Genomic DNA, 23,918 nt, shown 5'->3' with positions numbered 1-23,918 from the left:
CATGCTTCACGCTCCTATTCGTATCGCATTGCGGGCGCTGTCCACGTTCTACGCGCCGCAAAAACCACTAACGTTTTCAGGCCCGGATGCAGCCCGCAAACTGGCCGACTTGATGGTGACTAACGGGCAGAGGCGTCCTTTGATCGTTACGGACAGCTTTCTGTTGCAAAACGGAATGCTGGATGACCTGATCACCTTTCTGAAGGGCCGGAGTTGTCACGTGACAACCTTCGACGGCATCATCCCGAACCCCACATTCGCCGTAGTTGAAGCGGGGCTGAAAGCCAGCCGCGACAACAAATGCGATGCCGTATTTGCTGTGGGTGGCGGTTCAGCCATTGACGCTGCAAAGGTGATTGCGGCCGCAAGCACCAGTCGTAAGTCCCTGAAAAAGCTGACCGGCACTTTGAAAGTCGACGCGCCGCTGCTGCCGTTCTATGTGGTACCGACCACATCAGGCACCGGCTCCGAGGTGACAAACGCGGCGGTGATATCGGACACCGAAACGCACAAGAAAAAGTTCTTTGTTGATCCGAAATACATCCCGATTGCCGCCGCTTTTGACACCGGGTTGCTGAAATCTCTTCCAGCGCCCATGACTGCCGCCACCGGTATGGACGCATTGACCCACGCGATCGAGGCATATACCTCGCGCAATCGGTTTGACGACACCGACCGCGATGCGGCAATGGCGATCAAGCTGCTGTTTGAATATTTGCCGATTGCCTATGAAAATGGTCATGACGAACATGCGCGTGAGATGGTGGCGGCGGCATCGTTCCTGGCTGGCTTTTCCTTTACCAAGGCCAGCCTGGGGTATGTGCATGCAATCTCACATCAGATCAGTGCGCACTACAATACGCCCCATGGGCTGGCCAACGCGGTCATTCTGCCGCGTGTGTTGCGGTTCAACAAAAAGACCTGCGCCGCGCGGTTTGCTCAGCTGGAACAAATACTGACTGCCAGCGCTTCAAACGACACAGACCTGTTGGCCGAGCAGTTCATTTCCCGTCTCGATGCCCTAGCGGACCGCGTTGGAATTCCCGCCAGCCTGACCGACCTCCAATCAAAGGACTTCGGTGTAATTTCCAGCGATGCGCTGGCCGAAGCGCGCTCATCCTATGCCGTTCCGCGTGTCATGCGGCGGTCACAAGTCACCCGGGTTCTACAGTCCGTGCTAGCCGGAAACCGTGACCTGACATTCAGTTGAAACCAATAGCGAAAAGATTTTTACTGATACCCGTGGTGCAGGAGGGGCAGATTTCGGCGGAACCCGAAGCTGCGCTTTAGCCCGGCATCAGTGACTTTACCAACCGGTCTTTTGAGGCAGGTACCGAAATCGACCGGTTTACCCCAGTACCCTCGATATTGAGCAGGTGAGGTTGTCTTGGGGCCTTAGGATCCAGATTGCGCAGCTCTGATTTCTTTGACGGTTTCACGCACTACTGCAATCCTTTGGTCGATGTCTCGGGCACTCAACATCCCCTGACTTTCCAGCGTTTCTTCAATCGCCTGCAGCCAGCAATTGAAATAGAGGCCTTCCACCGCCGCGGCCGAGGTTGCATGTTTCTGCTTTTCGGTCTTTGTCACCAACGCTGCCAATCGGGATTGAAAAGTGGTCCAGGAAAAGTGCCCCTGTTGGACCAGAGCCACAACAAGGGCGAAGACCCTTGTCTGCCAGGGAGCCCTGAACAACGGGTTATCTTCACTTAGCCCCGGAATAGAGCTGCGTAGCTGGGCTGCTGCCTGTTGATGCGCGTCAAGCGGGTTCAAGGTAGTTCTCCCAAAGATCCAGGCATACACGACCCTTCGGGTCCGCGTCATTGCCCCATAGGTCGGTCGCCAAGAACTCAACACAGTAGCAATGCTGTGGGCTAGGTCCCTGCCCTACGGCCATGGTGTCGGCAAACTGGAAAACTCCGGCATTCAAGGTGATCTGTCCCACGTGGTTGCGCACATAGCGCGGCACCCGCGTATGGCCGGCGGGGCTATTGGCTAGAACGCGCACCGACTGGCCAACGGTAAAGCGTGGCGCGGCGGTGGTTGGGGGAAATGTCATCTCAGCCCCTGCTTTGGTAGCCGCCAGTATGTCAGCCGGGCCAACCGCTGGGTGGTCGACCAATGCAATGTCGAACCGTTTGCGGCCCGATGCGACTTCCTGCGGATCAACCAGACCTGCCGCCTGTACCAGCGCGGTGGCGGCCACGGTCCATTTTTCGAAGTAGTCCAGCCGCAAGTAGTCTTCCGGCGCGATACGTTCAATCGCGGCGCGGTGTTCATCGGCGCAGAAAGGTACGGACCACGCCAAAGCCTCGGTCAGGGCGAAAGCGCGCTTTTGCCAGTCGTGGTCAAACGCCCGGTCCTGATCGCAGGGCACCGGGCCAAACCCGTGCATCCCGCCCATATCATGAATGCCGTCCATCCCCTGCCCCTAAACCAAAGCCGTGCCGATCATGCCGTTGCGGGTGACAAGATCAGCCAGTTCTTCGGTGGAAAGCCCTTCGGTCCCGTCGGGGCGGCGTGGCAGAACCAGATAGCGGATCTCGGCCGTACTGTCCCAAACCTTGATCTGCACCTCATCGGGCAGGCTGACACCAAATTCCGCCAGAACCGCACGGGGTTCGCGCACCACACGCGACCGGTAGGCGGGGCTTTTGTACCATGTGGGCGGCAGGCCCAAAACCGGCCACGGATAGCAGGAACACAAGGTGCAAACGATGACGTTGTGAACCGCATCCGTGTTTTCGACCACGCGGATATGTTCGCCCTGGAACCCGCTGAACCCCATCGCATTGATCGCCGCAGAACTGTCGCGCAGCAACCAGTCTTTGTACTCTGGGTCCGTCCACGCCCGCGCCACCACAGCCGCGCCGTTGCGCGGGCCGGTTTCGCGCTCATAATATTCAACGATACTGTCCAGCGTTTCCGCTTTGACCAGGCCTTTGGCCACCATCAACTCTTCCAACGCGCGCACGCGCAAGGCGGGGCCTTCTTCCAGTGGATCGTGATCATGGGGCATGGCTCGGTTACTCCATCGCGCCGAGAATACGAGCGAGGTTCGAGAACCGCGCGATCAGGGCAAAAATCACGATATTGATCACCATGAAGATCACCGCAATCGACGCAATAACCGGCGTGTACCCATAGCGCAGGGCGTTGAAAATCTTGATCGGCAGCGTCTCGACCGAGAAGCCCACGGTCATGAGCGCGATGATGTATTCATTCAGGCTGAGGACAAAGCAGAACGCAAACCCCGCAAAAGCAAAAGGGGCAGCAATCGGCAGGATCACCGTGCGGAAGACGACGGCGTTCGAGGCGCCCATGGTCTGGCTGGCCTCGATCAGCGCGTGATCGACGCTTTCCAACCCCAGTGAGATCGTGACCAAAGGCAGCGCCAGCAGGAAGACCGCATGGGCAATGATGACGTTGATCATCAACCCGTTCAGCCCAATCCCGGTGAAAAACAGCAGGAAGGCTAGCGCCATGATCACAGGCGGCAGGATGAACGGTGCCACCCCAAGCGCCAGCAGCGCCTTGGCATAGCGCAGGCCATAGCGCCACGCGCAATATGCCACCGGCATCGCGATCAGAACCGACAGACTGGCCGAGGCAAAGGCGATGAACAAAGAGTTTTTCAAAGCCGTGAACCAGTCATTCGCCACGAAAACCTCGGCATACCAGCGGAAGGAAAAGCCGCGCGGCGGGAAGGCCAGAAACTTTTTGGCGTTGAAAGACACGGCCGCGATCACAAGGATCGGTCCGATCAGATACAGCGCAAACAGCGCCAGATAGATACTGCGCAGCGCTCTCATGCCTTTTTCCCCGAGAATTTCGTGACCAGCCAGATCACCGTCGCGCTGAGAACCAGCAACACCACCGCCAGCGCTGAGGCAAAGGGCATATTGAAATTGAATATCGCCTGATCCGTAATCAGCACTGACAGCGTCCAGTGTTCGGGCTTGCCCAGAACCTGCGGCACGATGATGGCCCCCAGCGTCAGCACAAATACCGTGACCCCGCCCGAGATGATCGCAGGCCGCGTAACGGGAATGATCACCGTGAAAAACGTCCGCAAAGGCGAGGCCCCCAACGTGCGCGATGCCTCGATCAAGCTTTTGTCCAACCGGCTGAGCGCGGGAAACAGCAGCAGGACCGAAAACGGCACGGTCAGGTAGACCAGCGCGGCCACCACTGCGCCTGCGGAGGGGGTCATGGCAAAGCTTTTCTCAATCACGCTAAACCAGACAAGGATATTGGCCACGCCTGCGGTGCGGGACAGCAGAATTTGCCAGCTAAACGCGATCAGCACTTCGGACAGGGACAGCTGCGCCAGAATGTAGATCAACCAAAAGGTCTGCGAGCGCGGTGGGAACGTGGTCAGGAAATAGGTGAAGGGATACGCGATCAACAGGCTCAGAACCGCGATCAGCGCGCACAGACTTGCCGAGAACAGCGCCCGTTCGATGTAGAACCACGTCAGGAAGCGTTCAAAATGCTGCAGGTCAAAGCCGGTGGCATAGCCTCCGTCATCGGTTGGCGTGGACACGCTGGTCAGCAAGATCAGGACGAAGGGGATCACAAAAAACGCCCCGATCATCACCGAGGATGGGATCAGCCCAATATAGCGGGAAAGCGCGCTCGATTGCATCTTCTCCCTCCTAAACCGCCAGCACGCTGCAGGCCGCAGCGGGCATTTCAACATGGACCTGATCGCCCACTTTCACATTGGGCCAGTCCTTTGGCGTCAAGACCGAAATCACCTCGTGCCCGGCGCAATCCACCAAAATCTCGATCGTGGCGCCGATATCGCGCACGAATGTCACTGTGCCGGTGACCGAATTGGCCACATCCACATCTGAGGGGTGATGCACGAACACCTCTTCCGGGCGGGTCATCAGAAGAACGTCATCGCCTTGGGCAAAATGACCTGTGTTGCCGCCCACGTTCAGAGCGGCCCCGTTCACATGCACGCTGTCAGGCCCTGACATCTTGGCAGGCAGCAGGTTGCTGGTGCCGATGAACCCGGCCACGAACTTGTCGACCGGAGTCTTGTAAATCTCCATCGGGGTGCCGGTCTGCAGCACCTGCGCCTTGCCCATGACCACTATCTGATCGGCCATCGTCATCGCCTCGGTCTGGTCATGGGTGACGACGACGGTAGTGATCCCTAGCTCTTGCTGCAGCTTGCGCAGCTCGATCTGCATGACCTCGCGCAGATTGGCATCCAGCGCTGACATCGGCTCATCCAGCAGGAACACCTGCGGGTTCAGTGCCAAGGCGCGCGCGATGGCCACGCGCTGGCGTTGACCCCCCGACAATTGCGAGATCTTGCGATCCTCAAGCCCCGGAAGGTGAACCATATCCAGCAACTGCCGCGCGCGGTCTTCGCATTCCGACCGGGAATGACCCCGAATGCGCATCGCATAGCTGATGTTTTCGCCCACATTCAGATGCGGAAACAGCGCAAAAGACTGAAATACCATGCCGATATTGCGCTGATGTGCGGGCACGCCGGTCAGGTCCTGATCCTCGAACCGGATCGTGCCTTGCGTGGGTTCGTCCAGCCCGGCGATCATCCGCAGCAGAGTGGTCTTGCCACAGCCAGACGGGCCTAGAAAACAGATCATCTCGCCGGTATTGAACTGAAGGTTCACATCTTTGACGGCCGTCACGGTGCCGAATTTCTTGGTGACGTTTTCGATGCTTAAACCGGGCATAAGGGTCTATTCTTTCAACAAAGGAAGCGGCCCGCCCCACCTGCGCGGGACGGGCCAGTGTCGTGAGTGGTGTTATCCCGCGATCATCTGATTCCAGGTGTCGGAAATCCAGTCCGCGTGATCCTTGTAAATGTCATAGCGCGGCACGATCGGCGCTTTGGGGCTGCTGACGGCCGCCAGTTCTTCTTCGGTCAAATCAGTCAGCGCAGGGTCGACGACCGGCGCGGTGCCCACGTTGCGCGACAACAGGGCCTGCGTTTCGGCCGCCGAGATAAAGTTGATGAACTCGTGAATCTCATCCACCGGCTGGGCGTGTTCGGGCACGATCCAATAGCCCGAGTCCACAACCGCGCCTTCTTTCGGGAAGGTCGAGACCACCGGGAAACCTTCGGCAGCGGCAAGACCCGCCACATCGTGATAGTACTGACCCATCGGAATCTCACCATCTTGTAGCGCCTGCTGGAACGCGCCTTCGTCCTTGTACCAAAGCCGCACATTAGGGACGAGTTCAGACAGCTTGTCGAACACCTGCTGGATACCGTCCTTGGTGTCCAGAATATCTGTACCACCAAAGAAAGTGGCCGCCGTTACCTCGAGCATATGCGAGTTCGACGCGAGTCCCAGCAGACCGATTTGATCCTTATAGGTCTCATCCCACAGCGCGGCCCAGCTGTCCGGGGCTTCGGGGATTTCGTCCGAATTCGTGCACAGCGTGATGTACCACGACACCGCGCCGACACCGTACAGGGTACCGTCGTCATAGCGGTCCTTAAACCTGTCAGGCATGTTCGACAGGTTCGGGATTTTGGAGTCGTCCAGCGCCTTGAACACTTTCTGATCCGCCCCATGGCTGCGCGGGATACCCGCCATCAGCGACACATCCGCCGGGGCGGTTTTGGCGCGGGCAGCGTTCTTGATCTGCACCAGCCATGTCTCGCCGGTAGGTACGGCGACCGAGTTCACCTCGATCCCGGTGGCCTTGGTGAATTCGGGGAAGATGAACTGCTTGAAGCTGTCTTCAAAGAACCCGCCATAGGTTCCAACCTTAAGTGACTGGGCGGCTTGCACGATGGCGGGTGCGGCCAGCGCGGCAGCCCCGGTTGCGGCAGCGGTACCTAAAAATCGGCGGCGTGAAAGGGTGGTTGGCATTGTGATCTCCTGTTGGTTTTGTTCAGTTGGCCCGGTTCTTGGGCAGGACGCAAAGCATTTCATAGGCCAAGTTGGCCCCGATCAGCGCAGTGCAGCCGCTGACATCATATTGCGGCGAGACCTCGACCAGATCGGTTCCGACAAGGTTCAGCCCGGCACAACCGCGCACGATTTCGAGCGCCTGAATATTGGTCAGCCCGCCCATTTCGACCGTCCCGGTTCCGGGCGCATAGGCCGGGTCCAGACTGTCGATATCAAAGGTCAGGTAGGTCGGCACATCCCCGATCCGCGCGCAGATATCCTGCATTAGGGGGGTCAGGGATTTGTGCCAGCACTCCTCGGCCTGAATGACAGTAAAGCCTTGATTGCGGCCCCAGTCAAAATCGTCAGGCGCATAACCCGTCCCGCGCAGGCCAATCTGGAACACCTTGTCATTCTGCAGCAGCCCATCTTCGACCGCACGGCGGAACGGAGTGCCATGGGCAATTTTTTCGCCAAACATTTCGTCATTCGTATCTGAATGCGCGTCCACATGGATCAAGGCCACCGGGCCATGTTTGCGGGCGATCGCGCGCAGCACCGGGTAGGTCAGCGTGTGATCTCCGCCCAGTGTGACCGGAACGACATCGTGGCTGAGAATCTGATCATAGGCGCCGGTGATTATGTCCATGGTTTTCTTCAGATCAAACGTGTTGATCGCCACATCGCCAATATCGGCAACCTGCATGTTGGCAAAAGGAGCCGCGCCCGTGGCCATGTTGAAGGGCCGCAACATGCAGCTTTCGGCCCGGATCGCACGTGGCCCGTGACGCGTACCCGTCCGGTTCGAGGTGCCGATATCCATCGGAATACCCACGAAACAAGCGTCCAGCCCGGCGGCGGTTTCCTGCGCTGGCAGGCGCATCATTGTCGTGCCGCCTCCGAAACGGGGCATGTCGTTGCCACCCAAAGGCTGATTGTATCGCGGCGCGGTCGTGTCTGGCATTGAGGGTCCTGCGGCTGAAGTCATACAAGGGTCTCTTGGACCGTACGCCGCCCAATTGGGTCAAAAAATAGCGTTCCACAAACTCTTACATTTTCATCTTGCAATGTAATCCCCTTGGTACATCTGCCGAAGGATCTGGATGAATAGCGTGTTTACCTTGGGTGCCGCACCGGATCGCGTGACAATCTGCATGTCGCAAGAGTAGTCGCGGCTGCTGTTGGGCAAGCGACGCAACCGCCCCCGACCTTCCCAGTCAGCGGCCAGATGCAGCGGCAATAACCCGATATAGGCCCCGCTGAGGATCAGGATCAGTTGCGCTTCAATTTCTTGCACAAAAAGGTCTCGATCCGAGGAATGCTGGGTCTTTTGCCTTTGCTGGTTCCAATACCCGCGATGAACCCAAGCGTGGTGAGAAATAGCATCGTCACCAAGGGCGTCCGCGGGTGCCGAAAACAACGGATGGGTGTCCGAGCAATAAAGCGCATGATGTTCGCAATACAGATCGGCTATATGCAAGCCATTGCTCACATTATCAAAACTTCCGAATCCGATATGGTACGTACCGTCCAATACGCCTTGCTGAATATCTTGCGGCTCGGAAATCGCAAGGTCGATGCGCACGGCGGGAGCGGCCTCGGTGAACTGCTTGATTGCTTGGGGCAGTTTGAATGCCTCATCGGTTGTGGTGGCGTCCACGACGGCCAGTTTCAGCCGTCCTACCAGGTTGCCCTTTAACTCGGCCAGATGGGTCGAGTGCTGATCCAGAGAGTCCATCAGCGCAAGACCGATCTGATGCACCATCCGCCCTTTTTCAGTCAGCAAAAACCCGCGCCGTCCACGCTGGCACAGACGCACGCCCAGACGTTCCTCGAGCGCAGTGATGTGGTTCGAGATCGTGGGCTGGCTAAGGCCCAGCTCAACCTGCGCCGCCGAGAATCCCCGGTTCCGAACAACACTGTCAAAAACAGTCAAAAGATGGATATCTGAGCCTGTGATTTTCATCCTTGCATTGAGCCAGAGAAATGTATCGTTTTGCAACGCACTATTTGCAAATTCTGGCGTGCTGAATACCGTCACAGCTGCAGGCGCTGAAAATTTGATCGAACCGCGCCGGAACATAGGGACGTGTGCCATGAAGATCGCCGCATTTCAGATGCAAGCCGGAGGCAGCACCGAGGATCGGTTAGCCCAAATCGAACAGGCCCTGCACGATTCGGATGCCGATCTGCTGGTTGCGCCCGAACTGGCCATCACCGGATACGGGCGCGGTGCAGTTCTGCGCGATCTGGCGCAACCGAAAGATGGGCCATGGGTGCAACGGTTGACCCAAGCCGTACGCGACAGCGGCGTCAGCCTAGTCGCCGGTTTCCCAGAGGCCGAGGGCGACGCCCGCTATATTAGCGCCATGATCATCGACCGTGATGACCCTGATAGTCCGCTGATCTATCGCAAAAACTGTCTGTATGGCCCCTATGAAAAAGGTATATTCCAGACGCCCGAGCGGTCCTTGGTGATGACCACAATGGCCGGTCTGACCTTTGGTTTTCTGATTTGCTACGATATCGAATTTCCTGAAAACGTGCGTCGGTTGGCGCATGCCGGGGCGCAAGTGATCATTGTGCCAACAGCGATGGCCGAAGGCCCAGCCGGAGCGTTCATCACGCAACAGGTTGTACCGGTGCGCGCCTTCGAAAATCAGGTTTTTGTTGTCTATGCCAATCACGCAGGCTCTGACGAAAGCTATGCCTATCAGGGCATGTCCTCGATCGTGGCCCCAGACGGTCAGCAACTGGGTTTTGCCACTGAGGGCGGACAGGTGATCTCGGCCTCGATTGATCCAGATGCCTATGCCCAATCGCGCGACGAGAACCCCTATTTGTCAGACACCGTGGCACTGAATCTAGCCCACCCTTAGTCGAAAGCCGCGCGCATGACCTCTTCGCTTGCAATCGTGAATGCCGATCTGCGCACGATGGAGCCCAGTGGCCCGCGACAGCAGGCGATATTCGTGTCGGGGGATCGGGTCGCAGCGGTTGGATCAACGGAAGAGATCAAGGCATTATGTACCGTCGACACTCGGGTCGTCGACGCCGAGGGCGCAACGGTTCTGCCGGGCTTTGTCGAAAGCCATATGCATCTGTTTTTCGGCGCCTATTCCCTGAAGGTATTGCGGCTTGAGGCGATCACGGGCACCGCAGCACTGACCCGCGCCATTCAGGAATTTGCCGCACAAAACCCTGATTACAACCTGCTTGTGGCACAGGGTCTGGCCTATGCGAGTTTTGACGGTGGCCAAAATCCGGACCGGCATATTCTTGACGCGATATGCCCCGATCGCCCGCTGTTGCTGCAAAGCGCGGATTTTCACAACGGCTGGGCAAATACTGCAGCGCTGCAGGCTGCTGATGTGCTACGGGGGCGCGATCTGGGGCCGGGTTCGCATATTGAACTGGACGCGGACGGGATGGCCACTGGCACGCTGATTGAGCCTCCGGCCGTTGCCACAATACAGGCGCGTGGCCCCCATGGTGGGCGCGAGGTTCTGGGGCTAGAGGGGGTCGAACCGGCCCAAGAAGTGACGCAAGCTCAGCGCGAGGCCGACAAGGCATTGATGCGCGAAGGGCTGAAATTCTGCGCCCAGCACGGTATCACGACAATCATCAATATGGACGGCAACCTTTATCAGGCCAGTCTTTTACAAGAGATCGAGGCCGAGGGCGATCTGTGTTGCCGGCTTGAGCTTCCCTATCACTTCACGCCCGGCGAACCCGTCGAAAACATCGAGATTGCCGAGCAGATGCGGCGTAAGCTGGACAGCCCGATGCTGTGGTGCAACCGGGTCAAATTTTTCATGGACGGCACGCTGGATGCGCACACCGGATACCGGGTGCGGGACTACCCCGATACAGCCGGCCACAAAAGTGCGCCGCTGCATGACCCGGCCCGATTTTCCGATCTGGCGGTGGAACTGGACAAGCGCGGGTTCCAGATCGCGGTTCATGCCATTGGGGATGGGGCCGTGCGCGCGGTGTTGGATGGTTATGAGGCCGCCCGCTCTGCCAACGGCCCGCAGGGCAATCGGCACCGGATAGAACATATCGAGTTGCTAGACCCTGCAGACCGGCCCCGCTTTGCCGCGCTTGATGTGGTCGCCTCGTTCATGCCGCCGCATCCGCCGGGATGCGGGGATTTCCCGCTGGAGCCTCTGGCCTCGATCATCGGCAGGGACCAATGGCCCGACGCCTACACGTGGCGGACGCTTAAAGAGACGGGCGCGCGTGTCTGTTTTTCAAGCGATTGGCCGATTGCAGCCCTGCCACCTTTGACCGGGATCGACATCGCCTTGACCCGGCAGGTCTGGGACGCCGATCAAAAGGACGAGCGTCTGAGTTTTGAAGACACCCTTGCCGCCTATACCAGCGAAGGGGCCTATGCCTGCCGCCGCGATGATCATTTTGGGCGTCTGGCGCCCGGCTTGCTGGCTGATATAGTGGTGCTGGACCGGATGCTGACGGACAGCAACGCAGGCGGCACTGCCATTGCGGCAACGATCTGCAACGGGGTCGTGACATACTTGGCTACAGACTGAAATCCACGCACAAACGGCCGGCTACATCCCCCGCTTGCAGCCGATCCAGCGCATGGTTTACCTGATCCAACGGTACAGTTTCAACATTCACTGCCAAAGGGTTTTGCGCCGCAAAGTTCAGAAAGTCCAACAAATCCTGCCGTGTCCCAACAGAGGAACCGTAAACCCTGTGCCCCCCGTCGATCAGCCACAGCATCGACAGATCAACCGGATCATCCACTAGAGCCACAGCCACAATATCGCTCAGCGGGTTCACAGCGTCCTTGATTGTCTGCCAGACCCGAGGGGTTGGCGCAAAGTTCAGCGTCACATCGGCACCTCCGGCCTGCCGTACAGCCGCGCCTGCTTCGGGACCGGCAAGGATACCCAAGTCCGCCCCCAGGTTTTGCGCCGTCTGCAACTTGGCAGGGTCCTGATCCACGACGATCACCCGCGCGCCACGGGCTTTGGCGATCAGGACAGCGTATTGCCCCAAACCCCCTGCCCCGATGATCAGAACATTTTGGCCTGCCTCAAGCTTGGAGCGTTTCAGCGCGCTCCATGCAGTAAGCCCTGCGCACAGCAGCGGTGCGCCTGTGATGGGGTCGATCTGATCGGGGATTTCGCAGGCAAAGCGGGCCTCAAGCACCGCATATTCTGCAAAAGCCCCATCCTGTTCAACGCCCCGCGCTTGTTGCGTTGGGCAATAGTTCTCAAGCCCGGATCGGCAAGGTTTGCAGGCAAGGCAGGTGTCGTAAAGCCATGGCAACCCGACACGCGCGCCAATAGTCGGAGCCTTGAAAGTACCTGCACCCACAGCCACAACGCGCCCTATCCCTTCATGCCCAAACACTCTGGGATAAGCGTCGTTGGGTAACGTTTCATCACGCAGATGCAGATCGCTGTGGCAAATCCCACAGCTTTCCAGTTTGACCAGAACCTGACCCTGACCTGCTATGGGCACTGGTACCTCGGTCACGACCAGCGGCGCACCCGGCCCCGTACTGATCACCGCTTTCATCCTGGTGGGCAGGCCAGTCATGGCGCCGTGTACTTTCCTTCCAACCACGCGCGAATGATTGCGCGGTGGCGATCCCGGCCATAGCTGGGAAAGTGACCCCCATGCACGGTTTCCACCGGCAAATCATACAAGCGCACCATCGAGCGGTAATAGTCCTGAGCATTACTGTGATAGGTGTCTTCGATCAACTCGCCATCATAGACAATATCGCCCGAGAACAGGATGCCCGTTGCGGCCTCCCACAAGGCTATTCCGCCCGGTGAATGACCCGGTGTATGGATCACCTCGAAATGCCTGTCCCCAAGATCGACGATATCGCCATCGTCCAGCAGTCGCGTCGCCTGCGCATCGCTGACCGCATATGTGTCGGATCGGTAGGGCAAGGGCGGCAGGCAGTCGAAAATCTCGTCCGTCACGTAGGGGTCGGCCAGCGTCGCCACGCGCGTCGGGTTGGCCAGAATATCGGCCTCGGCCCTGTGGACCGCGCGATCCTCGAACTCATGATGACAGCCGATATGGTCGAAATGGGTGTGGCTTGCGACCGCCGTCAACGCACGTTCGGTCACCAGAGGCACCCATGTCCGCAGTGACACAACGCCCATGCCGCTGTCGACCAGCATATCGCGGTCGCGCCCACGTACATGCCACATGTTGCAGCGATAGAAAGGCGTGATGAAAGGCTCATCGATCAGGGTAACGTCTTCACCTTTGCGGGTTGTGCGGTACCAATCCTGCGGTTGCGCGCGTTGCATCAGGGGGTCTCCGGTTCGAACAGGCGAAAATTCTCGACATCTGCGGACACCGATACCACATCGCCCTGCGCCCAAGGGCGGTCAGGGGCCAGATAGGCCGTCAGGCTCAGGTCCGGGGCACAGGCCGGCGACAGGTGCGCCCGGCAATAGGTTCCGAAAAACGCCGCCGCAGTCACCGTGGCCTGCCCCATCGGGAATGATCCTTGATCGTCGGCGCGGATATCCTCGGGACGCAGGCAGATTGCGGCTTTGGTCGAGGCCGGGGCGTTCAGGGTTGGCAATAGTCCAAACGGCGTTTCAAAACCCGTCCCGGATTTCACACCTGAAATGTGGTTATTTTCGCCCATGAAATCCGCCGTGAACAGGGTTGCCGGATGGCGGTAGACCCGATCTGGGGTGCCATGATCTTCGATCCGGCCACGGCTCATTACCACGATCCGGTCCGCAATCGCCATTGCTTCCTCCTGATCATGGGTGACGTGGACAAAGGTTGTGCCGATCTGTTGCTGAATGCTTTTCAACTCATCCTGCATGGATCGCCGCAGCTTGAGGTCCAGCGCGCCCAGCGGTTCGTCCAGCAGCAGAACGTCCGGATTGACCGCCAGGGCCCGCGCTAGGGCGACGCGCTGTCGCTGCCCACCGGACAAGGCATGAGGACGTTTGAGCGCGGCATCCTTCAGACCAACCAGATCCAGCATCTGTTCGGCGCGTGCGTGGCGGTCTTTCCGACCCATACCGCTCATACGCAGGCCAAAGCCAACATTGTCGCGCAAGGACATGTGCGGAAACAGGGCATAATCCTGAAACACCGTGGTCGTGGGACGTTTGACCGGTGCTACACGGGTCATGTCCTGACCGCCGATCAGGACGCGGCCCTGGGTAGGCTCAAGAAACCCCCCTAGGATCGACAAAAGAGTGGTCTTACCGCAGCCGGACGGGCCCAGCAGAGTCACGTATTCACCGGCCTCGATCTGCAGGTCGATCCCGGACAGCGCCTGAAACTGACCGAACCAGTGATTGAGACCCGAAAACGTGACAGACGCGGTCATTGGCGGCCTTTCCGAAAGATGGTGAGTTCCAGCAGCAGCACAGCCGCAACTGAAATCAAGAAGACAAAGCTGCCGATTGCGTTCAGTTGCGGCGACAGGCCCGACCTGAGCAGCGACCAGATTTCAACCGGCAAGGTGACGTCAAAGCGGGTCAGCAGGAAGGAGATAATAAACTCATCCCAGCTGAGGGTGACCGACAAGAAAAAGGCCGCCGCAATCGAGGGCAGCAACATCGGTACTGTCACCAACGCGATCACCTTGGGCTCGGACGCGCCCAGATCACGGGCGGCGCGTTCGGCGTTTTGCTGTTGCGCTCCCATCGAGGCATAGATGATGGCGAAAGCCAGCGGCAAGTTGATGACCACATGCCCGATCGCTGCGGTCCAAAGCGAAACGCCAAAGCCCGAGCGCGTCAGAAAGATCAGCAGGCCCAGCCCGACGATCAGGTAGCTGACCGTCAAGGGGGCGATCAGCAGCCCTCGGATCAGGGCCGATCCCGGCAGAAGGTGCCGCGCAAGCCCGTATGCCGCCAGAAACCCAAGCGCCACGGCAACCGCAGACGACCCGAACGCGACAAGGATCGAATTGCGCAGCGCTGCCATCAAATCCTCGTCCCCAAGAATGGTTTGGTACCATTGCAGGGACGGCCCGTTGAACGGTGGCACAGGCAGCGATCCTTCCTGAAACGAGAACAGGACCAGCACGCCCACCGGAAGGTAGATAAAGACAAAAGCGGCGATCAGGTACGCCCAGGGCAGAAAGCGCATCATAACCGGTCAAGCCTTAACCAGCGGGCTGACAGCAGATAGGCCAGCGCAACGATGCTCATCAAGACAATGGCCAGCGCCGAAGCCAGCGGGAAATCCGCACGCCGTCCCAGTTGCACCATGATGACCTGTGGCACGGTCAGTTCGGTGTTGCCGCCCAGAATCTGCGGCGTGACGTAGTCGCCGATACACAGGACAAAGGTCAAGAATGCTCCGGTGACGATACCGGGCAGAGTCAGCGGCAAGATCACGTGCTGGAAGGTCTGAAACGCGTTGGCGCCAAGGTCCATTGCGGCCCGGCGATAGTTCGGGGACAGCTGGATCAGGTTGGCATAGATCGTCAGGGTCAGAAGCATCACAAAGAAATGTACAAAGCCAGTCACCGTAGCAAAGCGCGTATTGGCCAGCGTGATCGGCTCGGCGATGGCTCCGATCCACATCAGCGTTTCGTTCACCACACCCTCACGCGCCAGTACCAGCAGCCACGCATAGGATCGCACCACATAAGATGTCCAGAACGGCAGGATAGCCAGCAGCAGGGCAAGTCGCTGCCAGCGCGGTGACACACGAAAGGCAATGATCCAGGCCAGCGGATAAGCCAGCACGACCGAGATCACCGTCACCGTCAGTGTGATTTCCAGCGAAACCAGGATCGCCCGCCATAGATATTTCTTTTCAAGCAGCTCGGCGTAGTTGGCCAGTGACAGATCCCAAACAAGCGTTCGCCCTTCAAGCGAAGCAAGGCTCATCGCGCCCATCACAACGAAAGGCACGATGAAAAAGGCGATGGTCCACAGCAGGGCCGGGGTTACAAAGCCCCAGCCGCGGACCTGGTCCTTGGACATGTTCACTGCTGCAGAGTTTCCAGCCACAGATCCTGCATTTCGATGTCCAGATCTGCATTCGGTGCAGGGTAAAGCTGTGTCAACGCCAGATAGTCAGGCTGTTGATCCCAGCGCAGGATGTCTTTTTGTGCGTCGGTCAGAACGTCTCCGGCCTTGGCATTTGCGGGCATTCCCCAAAAGCACGAAGACGTCGCCAGACGGGCCTGCCCTTCGGGGCTGGTGATGTACTTGATGAACTCAACCGCCAGATCGGGGTTACTGGCCCCCTCGACCACGCCGATGGATTGCGCCCAGCGAACCGCGCCCTCCTTGGGGATGGTCCATGTCAGTTCCGGCTGTTCCGAGGCGAGCACGGCCGTCAGCCACTCACCCCCACCCACAACGATATCTACTTCGCCTGTCGCCAGTGCTGTTTGCGCCGCAACCACCCCCGCGACCGAGGCAGCTCGGCTTCGCATGGTTGAAAGGACACCATCGATCTTTGCCAAATCTCCCGCGCCAATTGCGTCCGTTGCAATGCCTTCGGCAATGGCGGCCAGCCCCATCACGGGCAGGTAGTAGTCATAGATCGAAATCCGCCCGTCGTATTTCTCGGACCAGACAGTGCTCAGGCTTTCCATATCAGCGGGATCGACCTTGGCCGAGTTGTACGAGATCGTGTTGTAGCCAAATTTCTCGGTCACGGCATAGGTCACGCCGTCAACTGTGTTGTTTTCGGCCATGACAACTTCGGGGAAGTAATCCGCAGTCGAGACCGCGCCCTCGGGCAGCGGGGCCAGAACACCGGCCTCGACTGCGCGGAACACATCGATCCCGTCGACCACAAGCACGTCCCAGTCGCCGGGCCTGGATTGCTCCAGCAGTGCAAGTGCCGCCCCCGTTCCCTCGTATTCCCGCAGATTGACCTTGACGTTATGCTTCGCCTCAAACGGAGCGATCAGTTCGGGATCGGTATGGTCGCACCACACCAGAGCATTCAGTTCGCCTTCGGCCCAGGCATTGCCAGCCATCAGGGCCAGTGCCGACACACCAAGGATTTTACGTCCGGTTTGCATTCCTCATCTCCTGTTGATTGTGGGTCGCCCGGTTTTTGAGTGGGTCTGTTCGAAAAAACTTGAACAGCCTCATCTTTTTAGTCAACTCTAAATTTGGATTTGTGCTACACGAGGTCATTTTTCCAAATGGCAGGATTAAGAGAGCGGCAAAAAGCAGCGCGCGAGCGTCGCATCCTCGAAGCTGCATCCATAAAATTCCGGTCGCACGGGTATAGATCCGTGAAAATCGAAGAATTGGCAGAAATGGCCGAAGTGTCTGTCGGCACAGTTTACAACTACTATGAAACCAAGGGCGACATTCTGATTGCAACTGTTGCGATGGAAGTCGAAGAGGTCATCGCCGCAGGCGCGCCCATCCTGACCGACCCTCCGCAGCGCGTTGATGATGCGATACTGGCGTTGATTTTCCAGTATTACGATCACTCGCTTGAATACCTCTCAAAGGAAATGTGGCGCACGGCGATTGCCCATTCTATTGAACACCCCAACACACCAAGCGGTCGGCGCTATGCGGAACAGGATCGTCGGTTGGTGGCGCAAGTAACCGAATTGATTGCGGTTCTGCAGGATCGAGGAAAAGTTCGCCGAAACCTGGTGGCAACAGATTTGGGCGCGCTTGTCTTCAGTGCATTAAATCAGGCGTTTATCGAATTCATCAAACAGGATGAGATGACTCTCACTCAGCTTAGAGATCAAATAACCGCACAGATTGTTCCAGTCGCGAACCTCATTTCCGCAGATGCTTCACCATCGGTTTAAGACTTAAGGCCTGTTGTTCGCAAAGGTTTTTTTGGTCATTGTCGCTAGGTTCCAATGAATAGAAGCCAGGCAGAAGTTTAAGTGGCTCGGCAGCATTCTGAAGTCGTTGCCCTTGGACCCCGACGCGATGCGGAGATTGGTGGAAGGCAAGCCTCACACGCTTAGCGTCGCTTCCTATGTGTCAGCCTGAAAATTGCGACCTTTCCTGAGACGAAAAAGTTAAATTGTCACCATTGACAAACTAATGTGCATAGTTATTTGTCATCAGTGACAATTTATGGGGCCAATATGCCGCGACCTTCGTTAAAAGACCAAAGATCTCAGGAAATTCTGGACGCCTATCTCACATGTGTGGCGCGGTTCGGGCTTGACGGTGCGACACAAGAGCGGATCGCTGAGATGGCTGGCGTGAAACGACCGCTTCTGCGTCACTACCTTGGAAACAAGGACGAAATGGTAACCGCCTTGGCCGGCTACGTCATTGCAGGTTTTGATGAATCGCTGGAAGGACTCCGACAGGCGCTGCCAGGCGGAGCAACGCCGTCTGACCTTGTAGACGCCCTGTTTGCCGACGATAGCGGGACCGATCCACGGTTGATGCTGGCCTATCAGGCATTGGTGGTCGCGGTTCCGGATCGTCCGGATCTGAGGCAAGATCTGATGGACAGCCTTACGGAGTTTTTCGATGTGGCCGAGGATATCCTAAGGCGTGCGACCCCTAACGCGCCAGATACACACATTCGCGCCGTGACTCAGGGAATTTCTGCAATCTTTGTCAGTATGGACGCCCTGTCGCCGCTGGACCCACCCAAAGTCTGGCGTGCGGAATTGAAACTGGCTGCCTCTTTGCTGGCCTCCACTCTGGAGGCAACGCCATGAGCCATGCCAGAACGGCGAATTACATTGCTTTGCCTATCCTGCTGATCACCACCGTCTTAGAGCTCTACTGGGTATGGGGGCTGCTTTTTGTTTGGTGGATCGTCCCAACCGTTCTGAACCGGCAAGCCTTTCTGGTCTTCGAGATCAACCGAGATGACGACCCTTTGCTCTACTGGGCTATAGTTTGCCTGTGGGCTTTGTCGGGACTGATGATGATCGCCGCCAGCCTGTTTCCGCAATACGCCCACCTGCTTGCCTGAGGAATTGACATGACCAAAATGTACCACCACCTGCCGGTCTCGGCTTATACCTCGCAGGACTGGTTCGATCGGGAACAGCGGCAAATCTTTTCGCGCACCTGGCGGTTCGCGGGATTGGTCGAGGATGTCGAGGGCCCGGGGCACTACATTTCCGTTCAGGCAGGCCTGAACAACCTGTTCATTGTCATGGGGCGTGATCACCGTCTGCGCGCTTTTCACAATATTTGCCGTCATCGGGGCACCCAACTGATCCGCGCAGTTGGAAAAACGCAAAAGGCGCTGACCTGCCCGTATCATGACTGGACCTATGACCTGGAAGGCAACCTGATCTCCGTCCCTGATGAGGTGTCCGAGTTCCCTAATGGTGTCGATAAGTCTTGCCTTGGTTTAAAGCCTGCAAGTGTCGATGTCTGGCGCGGCATGATGTTTGTGCACCCCGACCCAGACGCACCGACTTTGGCAGAGTGGTTCGGAGAAGTTGATCCCTTGCTCGGTCCACACAAGCCTGAAGAGTTGGTCGGGATCTGCTGCAACAGAGTCCTCCGGCATAGTCCTGTATTCTAGCATCTCTGGAACTTAATACTCATTAATAAATCTTTTTGCGCACTACTTTCTACTGGTGATTTCCGTGAACAAAGTCGATGTCACTACACCGTCGGGTCATAAGCCCTGCCCTGCCGGTAGTTTGATCAATTCAAATGAAGCACACATTGACACCACACTCAAGAATCCTTCCCTGCCCCACCCAAGACAAACCCGACACCCTAGACATCGCTTCAAACGAGCGTTGAAACGCGGGTTTCGCAGCGAAACTAACCGATGTGATCTGCAAGCTGACGCAGCAGCACTTCAACGGCCTCACGATCCAGGCTTCGCCCTTCTACCCGGATACGCACCTCGCCCGGTGCGACCTCGGCGCTTAACGAACCTCCATTTGCCAAGGCCACAGGGTCAATGCGTTCGACCTGTTGCGGACGTCCCCCTCGGGACTTGATGACAGGCTGCACGGGCGCGTCCTTTGCCGCCTGCTCCAGAAGCTTCCATTCCGATCGGGCATCCAGTACCTCGGCCCCGTCTAGCGCCTCACGGAACCGTGCCTGAGCACCGTTGCGCAACCCTGCCGCCAATTGGAGGCCCGCTTTCTCCGTCAGTTCCGTCGGAAACTGAAGCAGGTCGCCCAGGGCCTCATGCACTACCGCAAAGCTGCGAACCTTAGATCTCTTGGCTTTGGACGCAGTCGAGAACAAGGCATTGACCGCGTCTTCAACCGAGTCGAACACACCTTGCCCTGCAGCCAACACCGCAATGCGCCCCCGCTCATAGTGGCTTAGGTTCGAGCGCAACTCATTTTCTTCCACCATCGAGACATAGGCACCCTGCCCCGCTCCGGCATCGCGGATGAATGCAGGGATCTCTGCAAAATTCGAATCCGTCGCAGCCAAACGCCGAAACGCTTCAAACCGCCGATACCCCGAGATCAATCCGTACCCGTCCTCAAGCCCGGTGACTTCGATCGGTGTGCGAAGACCATGCGCGCGGATGGACTCGATCAACTCCGCCATTTCCTCTTCGTTGATGTCCAGTCGATCGCGCCGAATGTAGTCGGGCTCGACCTCATCCAGAGCAACCTTATGTGCAACCAACCCGTCACTTTGCGCCACGCGCCAACGCTCAGCATCGCCCTGATCCTGAGCCAAGGCAGCGCGATCCGTGACAGCGGCCATGCCCGAGAGGGCTGCGGCCTCGGCCGCAACCTGTGCAATTGGGGGCGTCAGTGAGTTGGTCTCAAACGGATTGGATTGCGGTTTCGCGGCGAAACCCTCCTCCATCTCCTGCAACGCGGTGGCGTCCGGTGCGGTCAATCTTCTGCGCTTAGCCATCTGCCTGCTCCTCCATCTGGGCGTCCCGCCACCAGCATCCGATCAAAAGCTCTTTGAACTCGGCATAGGTTCTGTCGAATGTCTCGCGTCCGCGGACATATGTTTCTCGGTTAAATTCACGGTAATCCGCTTCGTAGATTCCATTCACTTGCTCGCCGGCCTGCCCGACCAGAGCGGTATAATCCTGGCGATAAGCGTTCATGAAATCGCCGAAATAGGCCTGAATCACATTGGCCATATCGGTCTGTTGGCTCGCATCAAACCGCGTAATGATCGCGCGGACCACGTCCCATTCGAACTTCATCTCAGGCAATCCAGCAGCGCGGTGGGCTGCGTTTTCGCCATCTTCGATACTGGCAAATGTCGAATACAGCATGTCAAAGAACCGGCCGGTTGAATCAAACTCCAGAAAAGACGCCCCAAGCGGCACCAGCAAGATATCGGCCGCGGCCAGCGCATTGATGGTCAGGTAGCCAAGGGCAGGGGGTGTGTCCAGAAAGATGACGTCATACGCATCCAGAACACCGTCATCGTTCAAAAAGTTGGTCAATCCATCCCACAGAGGCCAACTGCGCAATCCCATACGCCAGACGGGAATCTGAAACTCGGCCCAGTAAAGGTTCAACTGCGCACCGATCAGATCAATATTGGGCCAATGCGTTTTCTGGATGACGTCATGCGGCTGAATGGTCAGCGCCTCTCGCAACGTTTCATCCAGCTGAATTTCCGGCTGCTCAGCTGCGGCACGAACCTGATTTTCCTGCTGAACAGCACGCGCATAGTCCTTGGCGATCAGCGGAAACACGGTTTGCCATTCATCTGCAACATTGCCGCCCAAAATCGAAGTCATCGAGCCTTGGCTATCCAAGTCGATCACCAGAACTTTGTAGCCGTCCAACGCGGCTGACATGGCCAGATGCGCGGCGGTGCTGGTTTTGCCAACGCCACCCTTGAAATTGGCCACCGAAACCACCTTGGCGGGCAGACCTTCGGGACGATAGGGCAGGTATTCTTTAGTGCTGACCCCTTCGCTGGCAAAGAACTTGCGTAGGGCCAGCACTTCTTCCAACGTGAACCACTTGGACCCGCCCTCTCCCTCGCCCTGGGGGAGTTCTGGATTGGCCTTGAGTACACGCCGGAGATGGGCGGGAGCGACAGGGATGAGATATTTGGTGATTTCCCATGTGGAAAACCGTCGCAAGCGTTTTTCACCATCGGGCGCGTATCCACGACGGGCAAGATCATCACGACCTTTGGCGCAAAAAGCGGCGGCTTTCGCGAATCGCTGAGTCCCAATAGGATCCGGTAATCGGTCAGCCGCAGCCTCTGGATCAAGATTCAGATAGGGGGGCAGGCTAGGTTGTGCAGGTTTGTTCACTGTCGGTGCCTCAGAAAATGTTCGCCTTATCAGCGTATATTCATCAATCTAACGTACATTCTGTTCTTGGGCTATCCTTGTTTGAAAATTATTCGGGTTTTAGGCGGTTGTGGAATCAGTTTCGCTACGAAACCTGTAGGATTCGAGAAAAAAACAGCGACAAATAGTTTTGATTCTTTAGGGTATTTAGAAACTTTGCAGCTGTAATATTATTTATTATCAACAGGGTAGACGCAACTGGGTGCCCGAATTCAGGCTGTTGGGTGCCTGTATACGGGATCAATGGAACCCAAATGCGGGATGAAAGGTTGCCGTTCTCGGGAACAAGAGCGCCGATTCTCGGGACGTCACAAATGGCTGAAAAAGGAGTCTATTATTGCCGTTTAGCCCCTAGTTTCAGCGTCACGTGATGATCGCTGTTGTTCTATTCCTTAGATCAACTCTGAAAGACACGCCGTTCAACCTAGTAAGGTACCTGTCTACAGGACGTATCTCATCCTGTATTTGGGCACCCAATAAGAATTGAAATCAAGGTACCTTTCGTGACAGACTAACGCAAACGAGCAGTCAGGCAGGAAAATGCCAGAGACACAGGTCAATATGGATACTCTCACGGGCGCGCTGCGGCGTGAGACCGTGAAAAAGAACGTTGCCGCTATTCATATCAGCGGCAAGCTCACATTATTACAGCGTAAACTGTCAAATGTATTGCTGCTAAATGCCTACGACACTTTGACATCAGCTGCGACCCACACGATTGATGCGCGGACGCTGGCCATGATGGTCGGATATAATTCCAACGATTTTGACACACTCAGATCCAGCTTGCGCGCCCTTGCCGAGACGGTGGCCGAATGGGACATGCTGGATGAAGAAGGGCGGCAGGAATGGGGTGTTTCGTCGCTTTTGAGTTTCGCCAAACTCAAGAATGGTATCTGCGAATACGCTTACTCTCCGGCGTTGGCGCAAAAGCTGTTCGATCCGAAGATCTATGCACTGATCAATGTACATATCCAACGTAATTTCAGCTCAGGCCATGGCTTGGCCTTATACGAAAATTGCTACCGTTTTGTACGCACCGGGTCGACGGGATGGTGGGCGCTGGATGTATTTCGCAAACTGATGGGCGTGGATGGCAGCGACTATTACGGCAGCTTCAAGCATTTGAACGCCAAGATCATAAAGCCAGCAGTGGCCGAGGTGAACAAAAGCTCGGACATCGTGATTGAACCAGAGTTTCGCAAAAAGGGCAGGGCGGTCACGGATATTCGGTTTCTGATCCGGGAAAATCCGCAGATGGCCATGTTCCAAATTGATGACGGCGACGGGGTCCGTAATCTTCCGGTTTACAAAAAACTGCGTAAACAGGGGGTCGCGGATCGGTTGGCCCGACAATGGATCGCCGAACATGGTGAGGACTATGTTCAGCAAAAACTGGATTACATGAATGAACGGCAACAGGGCGTAAAGTCGACGATAGGGTATCTGTCTGCGGCTTTGCGCGATGACTACAAAGTTCCGGATAAGCCCGTACCTTCCGATCCCAGCCCCGAGATTTTGGAGGCCGCTCGGAAGCGAAAGGCTGATCAGGCACAAGAAGATCAGGCATATGAAAGTCGCGCGGCCGAGCGCACGGAACGGGCGCGGAAACTGTCGGTGGTTGAAGATTTGGTTTCGCGGCGAAACCCCACGCAACGCGACGCAGATAAAAGGCTCTTTCTATCGGGCTTGTCAGATGATCTGGATCGCGAGCATTTTCGCGCGCATGGGTGGCGATCCGGATTGAACGCGACTGCTATCTTTGCGTTCTGGGATGAATTGGAACCCGGAGCGTTTGAGGAACAGGTGTAAGGC

Annotated in this window: 25 protein-coding genes; 8 read left to right on the top strand and 17 right to left on the bottom strand. The window is 57.2% G+C overall.

All coding sequences use genetic code 11. The features are described from left to right. The first annotated feature begins 1 nt into the window (after nt 1). Nucleotides 2-1,210, top strand: a complete 1,209-nt coding sequence (locus ACR3E7_RS18970) for an iron-containing alcohol dehydrogenase (protein WP_480503984.1) — start codon at nt 2-4, stop codon at nt 1,208-1,210. 185 nt (nt 1,211-1,395) lie between these two features. On the opposite strand, the gene ACR3E7_RS18965 is transcribed toward ACR3E7_RS18970, so the two are convergent. The 9 genes from ACR3E7_RS18965 to ACR3E7_RS18925 form a co-directional block, all read right to left on the bottom strand. Beyond that, complete coding sequence (locus ACR3E7_RS18965) at nt 1,396-1,773, bottom strand: nitrile hydratase accessory protein (protein ID WP_170789377.1); 378 nt, start codon at nt 1,771-1,773, stop codon at nt 1,396-1,398. After that, complete coding sequence (gene nthB / locus ACR3E7_RS18960) at nt 1,760-2,422, bottom strand: nitrile hydratase subunit beta (RefSeq protein WP_170771719.1); 663 nt, start codon at nt 2,420-2,422, stop codon at nt 1,760-1,762. The genes ACR3E7_RS18965 and nthB overlap by 14 nt, the downstream gene beginning before the upstream one ends. A gap of 9 nt (nt 2,423-2,431) precedes the next feature. Then, nucleotides 2,432-3,019, bottom strand: a complete 588-nt coding sequence (gene nthA, locus ACR3E7_RS18955; RefSeq protein ID WP_170789376.1) for a nitrile hydratase subunit alpha — start codon at nt 3,017-3,019, stop codon at nt 2,432-2,434. A gap of 7 nt (nt 3,020-3,026) precedes the next feature. Beyond that, the gene (locus ACR3E7_RS18950) at nt 3,027-3,812 is read right to left on the bottom strand and encodes an ABC transporter permease (RefSeq protein ID WP_170789375.1); all 786 of its coding nucleotides are present in this window, start codon (nt 3,810-3,812) and stop codon (nt 3,027-3,029) included. Then, nucleotides 3,809-4,648 (bottom strand): ABC transporter permease, encoded by an 840-nt coding sequence (locus ACR3E7_RS18945; RefSeq protein WP_480503982.1) that lies wholly within the window; start codon nt 4,646-4,648, stop codon nt 3,809-3,811. Before ACR3E7_RS18945 ends, ACR3E7_RS18950 begins: the two co-directional genes overlap by 4 nt. 10 nt (nt 4,649-4,658) lie before the next feature. After that, nucleotides 4,659-5,717 (bottom strand): ABC transporter ATP-binding protein, encoded by a 1,059-nt coding sequence (locus tag ACR3E7_RS18940; protein ID WP_480503981.1) that lies wholly within the window; start codon nt 5,715-5,717, stop codon nt 4,659-4,661. A gap of 72 nt (nt 5,718-5,789) precedes the next feature. Continuing rightward, nucleotides 5,790-6,866, bottom strand: coding sequence for an ABC transporter substrate-binding protein (locus ACR3E7_RS18935; protein WP_170755829.1), 1,077 nt, complete (start codon nt 6,864-6,866; stop codon nt 5,790-5,792). Nucleotides 6,867-6,888: 22 nt separating this feature from the next. Beyond that, nucleotides 6,889-7,851, bottom strand: coding sequence for an agmatinase (gene speB / locus ACR3E7_RS18930; protein WP_480503979.1), 963 nt, complete (start codon nt 7,849-7,851; stop codon nt 6,889-6,891). 93 nt (nt 7,852-7,944) lie between these two features. After that, nucleotides 7,945-8,985, bottom strand: coding sequence for a LysR family transcriptional regulator (locus tag ACR3E7_RS18925; RefSeq protein WP_480503977.1), 1,041 nt, complete (start codon nt 8,983-8,985; stop codon nt 7,945-7,947). On the opposite strand from ACR3E7_RS18925, the gene ACR3E7_RS18920 reads away from it, so the two are divergent. Then, a complete protein-coding gene (locus ACR3E7_RS18920) occupies nt 8,984-9,766 on the top strand; it encodes a carbon-nitrogen hydrolase family protein (protein WP_170789371.1) in 783 nt (260 codons plus the stop codon). The two genes, ACR3E7_RS18925 and ACR3E7_RS18920, sit on opposite strands and share 2 nt — an antisense overlap. Nucleotides 9,767-9,781: 15 nt before the next feature. After that, nucleotides 9,782-11,440, top strand: coding sequence for an amidohydrolase (locus tag ACR3E7_RS18915; RefSeq protein WP_480503976.1), 1,659 nt, complete (start codon nt 9,782-9,784; stop codon nt 11,438-11,440). Here the strand turns inward: ACR3E7_RS18915 and ACR3E7_RS18910 are convergent. The 6 genes from ACR3E7_RS18910 to ACR3E7_RS18885 are packed head-to-tail and all read right to left on the bottom strand — an operon-like array spanning nt 11,430 to nt 16,908. Next, the gene (locus ACR3E7_RS18910; RefSeq protein ID WP_170789369.1) at nt 11,430-12,431 is read right to left on the bottom strand and encodes an alcohol dehydrogenase catalytic domain-containing protein; all 1,002 of its coding nucleotides are present in this window, start codon (nt 12,429-12,431) and stop codon (nt 11,430-11,432) included. The genes ACR3E7_RS18915 and ACR3E7_RS18910 overlap by 11 nt on opposite strands. A gap of 26 nt (nt 12,432-12,457) precedes the next feature. Further along, nucleotides 12,458-13,192, bottom strand: a complete 735-nt coding sequence (locus ACR3E7_RS18905) for an MBL fold metallo-hydrolase (RefSeq protein WP_480503974.1) — start codon at nt 13,190-13,192, stop codon at nt 12,458-12,460. Next, nucleotides 13,192-14,241, bottom strand: a complete 1,050-nt coding sequence (locus ACR3E7_RS18900) for an ABC transporter ATP-binding protein (RefSeq protein WP_480503972.1) — start codon at nt 14,239-14,241, stop codon at nt 13,192-13,194. The genes ACR3E7_RS18905 and ACR3E7_RS18900 overlap by 1 nt, the downstream gene beginning before the upstream one ends. Beyond that, nucleotides 14,238-15,011 (bottom strand): ABC transporter permease, encoded by a 774-nt coding sequence (locus ACR3E7_RS18895; protein ID WP_480503971.1) that lies wholly within the window; start codon nt 15,009-15,011, stop codon nt 14,238-14,240. The genes ACR3E7_RS18900 and ACR3E7_RS18895 overlap by 4 nt, the downstream gene beginning before the upstream one ends. Then, complete coding sequence (locus tag ACR3E7_RS18890) at nt 15,008-15,853, bottom strand: ABC transporter permease (protein WP_170789365.1); 846 nt, start codon at nt 15,851-15,853, stop codon at nt 15,008-15,010. Before ACR3E7_RS18890 ends, ACR3E7_RS18895 begins: the two co-directional genes overlap by 4 nt. A 2-nt stretch (nt 15,854-15,855) precedes the next feature. Further along, the gene (locus ACR3E7_RS18885) at nt 15,856-16,908 is read right to left on the bottom strand and encodes an extracellular solute-binding protein (protein ID WP_480503969.1); all 1,053 of its coding nucleotides are present in this window, start codon (nt 16,906-16,908) and stop codon (nt 15,856-15,858) included. Nucleotides 16,909-17,034: 126 nt separating this feature from the next. Here ACR3E7_RS18885 and ACR3E7_RS18880 point away from each other — a divergent pair, with 126 nt between their 5' ends. The 4 genes from ACR3E7_RS18880 to ACR3E7_RS18865 all read left to right on the top strand — a co-directional run bounded on the left by ACR3E7_RS18880 (nt 17,035) and on the right by ACR3E7_RS18865 (nt 19,370). After that, nucleotides 17,035-17,667 carry a TetR/AcrR family transcriptional regulator gene (locus ACR3E7_RS18880; RefSeq protein WP_480503967.1) on the top strand — a complete coding sequence of 211 codons (633 nt, stop codon included), beginning with the start codon at nt 17,035-17,037 and terminating at the stop codon, nt 17,665-17,667. Nucleotides 17,668-17,955: 288 nt separating this feature from the next. Further along, complete coding sequence (locus ACR3E7_RS18875) at nt 17,956-18,546, top strand: TetR/AcrR family transcriptional regulator (RefSeq protein WP_480503966.1); 591 nt, start codon at nt 17,956-17,958, stop codon at nt 18,544-18,546. Continuing rightward, a complete protein-coding gene (locus ACR3E7_RS18870) occupies nt 18,543-18,806 on the top strand; it encodes a hypothetical protein (protein WP_480503965.1) in 264 nt (87 codons plus the stop codon). Before ACR3E7_RS18875 ends, ACR3E7_RS18870 begins: the two co-directional genes overlap by 4 nt. A gap of 9 nt (nt 18,807-18,815) precedes the next feature. After that, nucleotides 18,816-19,370 carry an aromatic ring-hydroxylating oxygenase subunit alpha gene (locus ACR3E7_RS18865; RefSeq protein WP_480503963.1) on the top strand — a complete coding sequence of 185 codons (555 nt, stop codon included), beginning with the start codon at nt 18,816-18,818 and terminating at the stop codon, nt 19,368-19,370. 248 nt (nt 19,371-19,618) lie between these two features. Here ACR3E7_RS18865 and ACR3E7_RS18860 read toward each other — a convergent pair whose 3' ends face one another. Next, a complete protein-coding gene (locus ACR3E7_RS18860; protein WP_480503962.1) occupies nt 19,619-20,686 on the bottom strand; it encodes a ParB/RepB/Spo0J family partition protein in 1,068 nt (355 codons plus the stop codon). Then, nucleotides 20,679-22,064: an AAA family ATPase gene (locus ACR3E7_RS18855; protein ID WP_480503961.1), complete on the bottom strand. Its 1,386-nt coding sequence runs from the start codon at nt 22,062-22,064 to the stop codon at nt 20,679-20,681. The genes ACR3E7_RS18860 and ACR3E7_RS18855 overlap by 8 nt, the downstream gene beginning before the upstream one ends. A 579-nt stretch (nt 22,065-22,643) precedes the next feature. On the opposite strand from ACR3E7_RS18855, the gene ACR3E7_RS18850 reads away from it, so the two are divergent. Beyond that, on the top strand, nt 22,644-23,915 hold the full coding sequence (locus tag ACR3E7_RS18850) for a replication initiation protein (RefSeq protein ID WP_170783229.1): 1,272 nt from the start codon (nt 22,644-22,646) through the stop codon (nt 23,913-23,915). Nucleotides 23,916-23,918 lie beyond the last annotated feature (3 nt).

The sequence above is a fragment of the Ruegeria sp. BK1 genome (genome assembly GCF_056535645.1).
The sequence above is the reverse complement of the archived record's forward strand: the minus strand, read 5'-3'. Positions and strand labels throughout refer to the sequence as shown.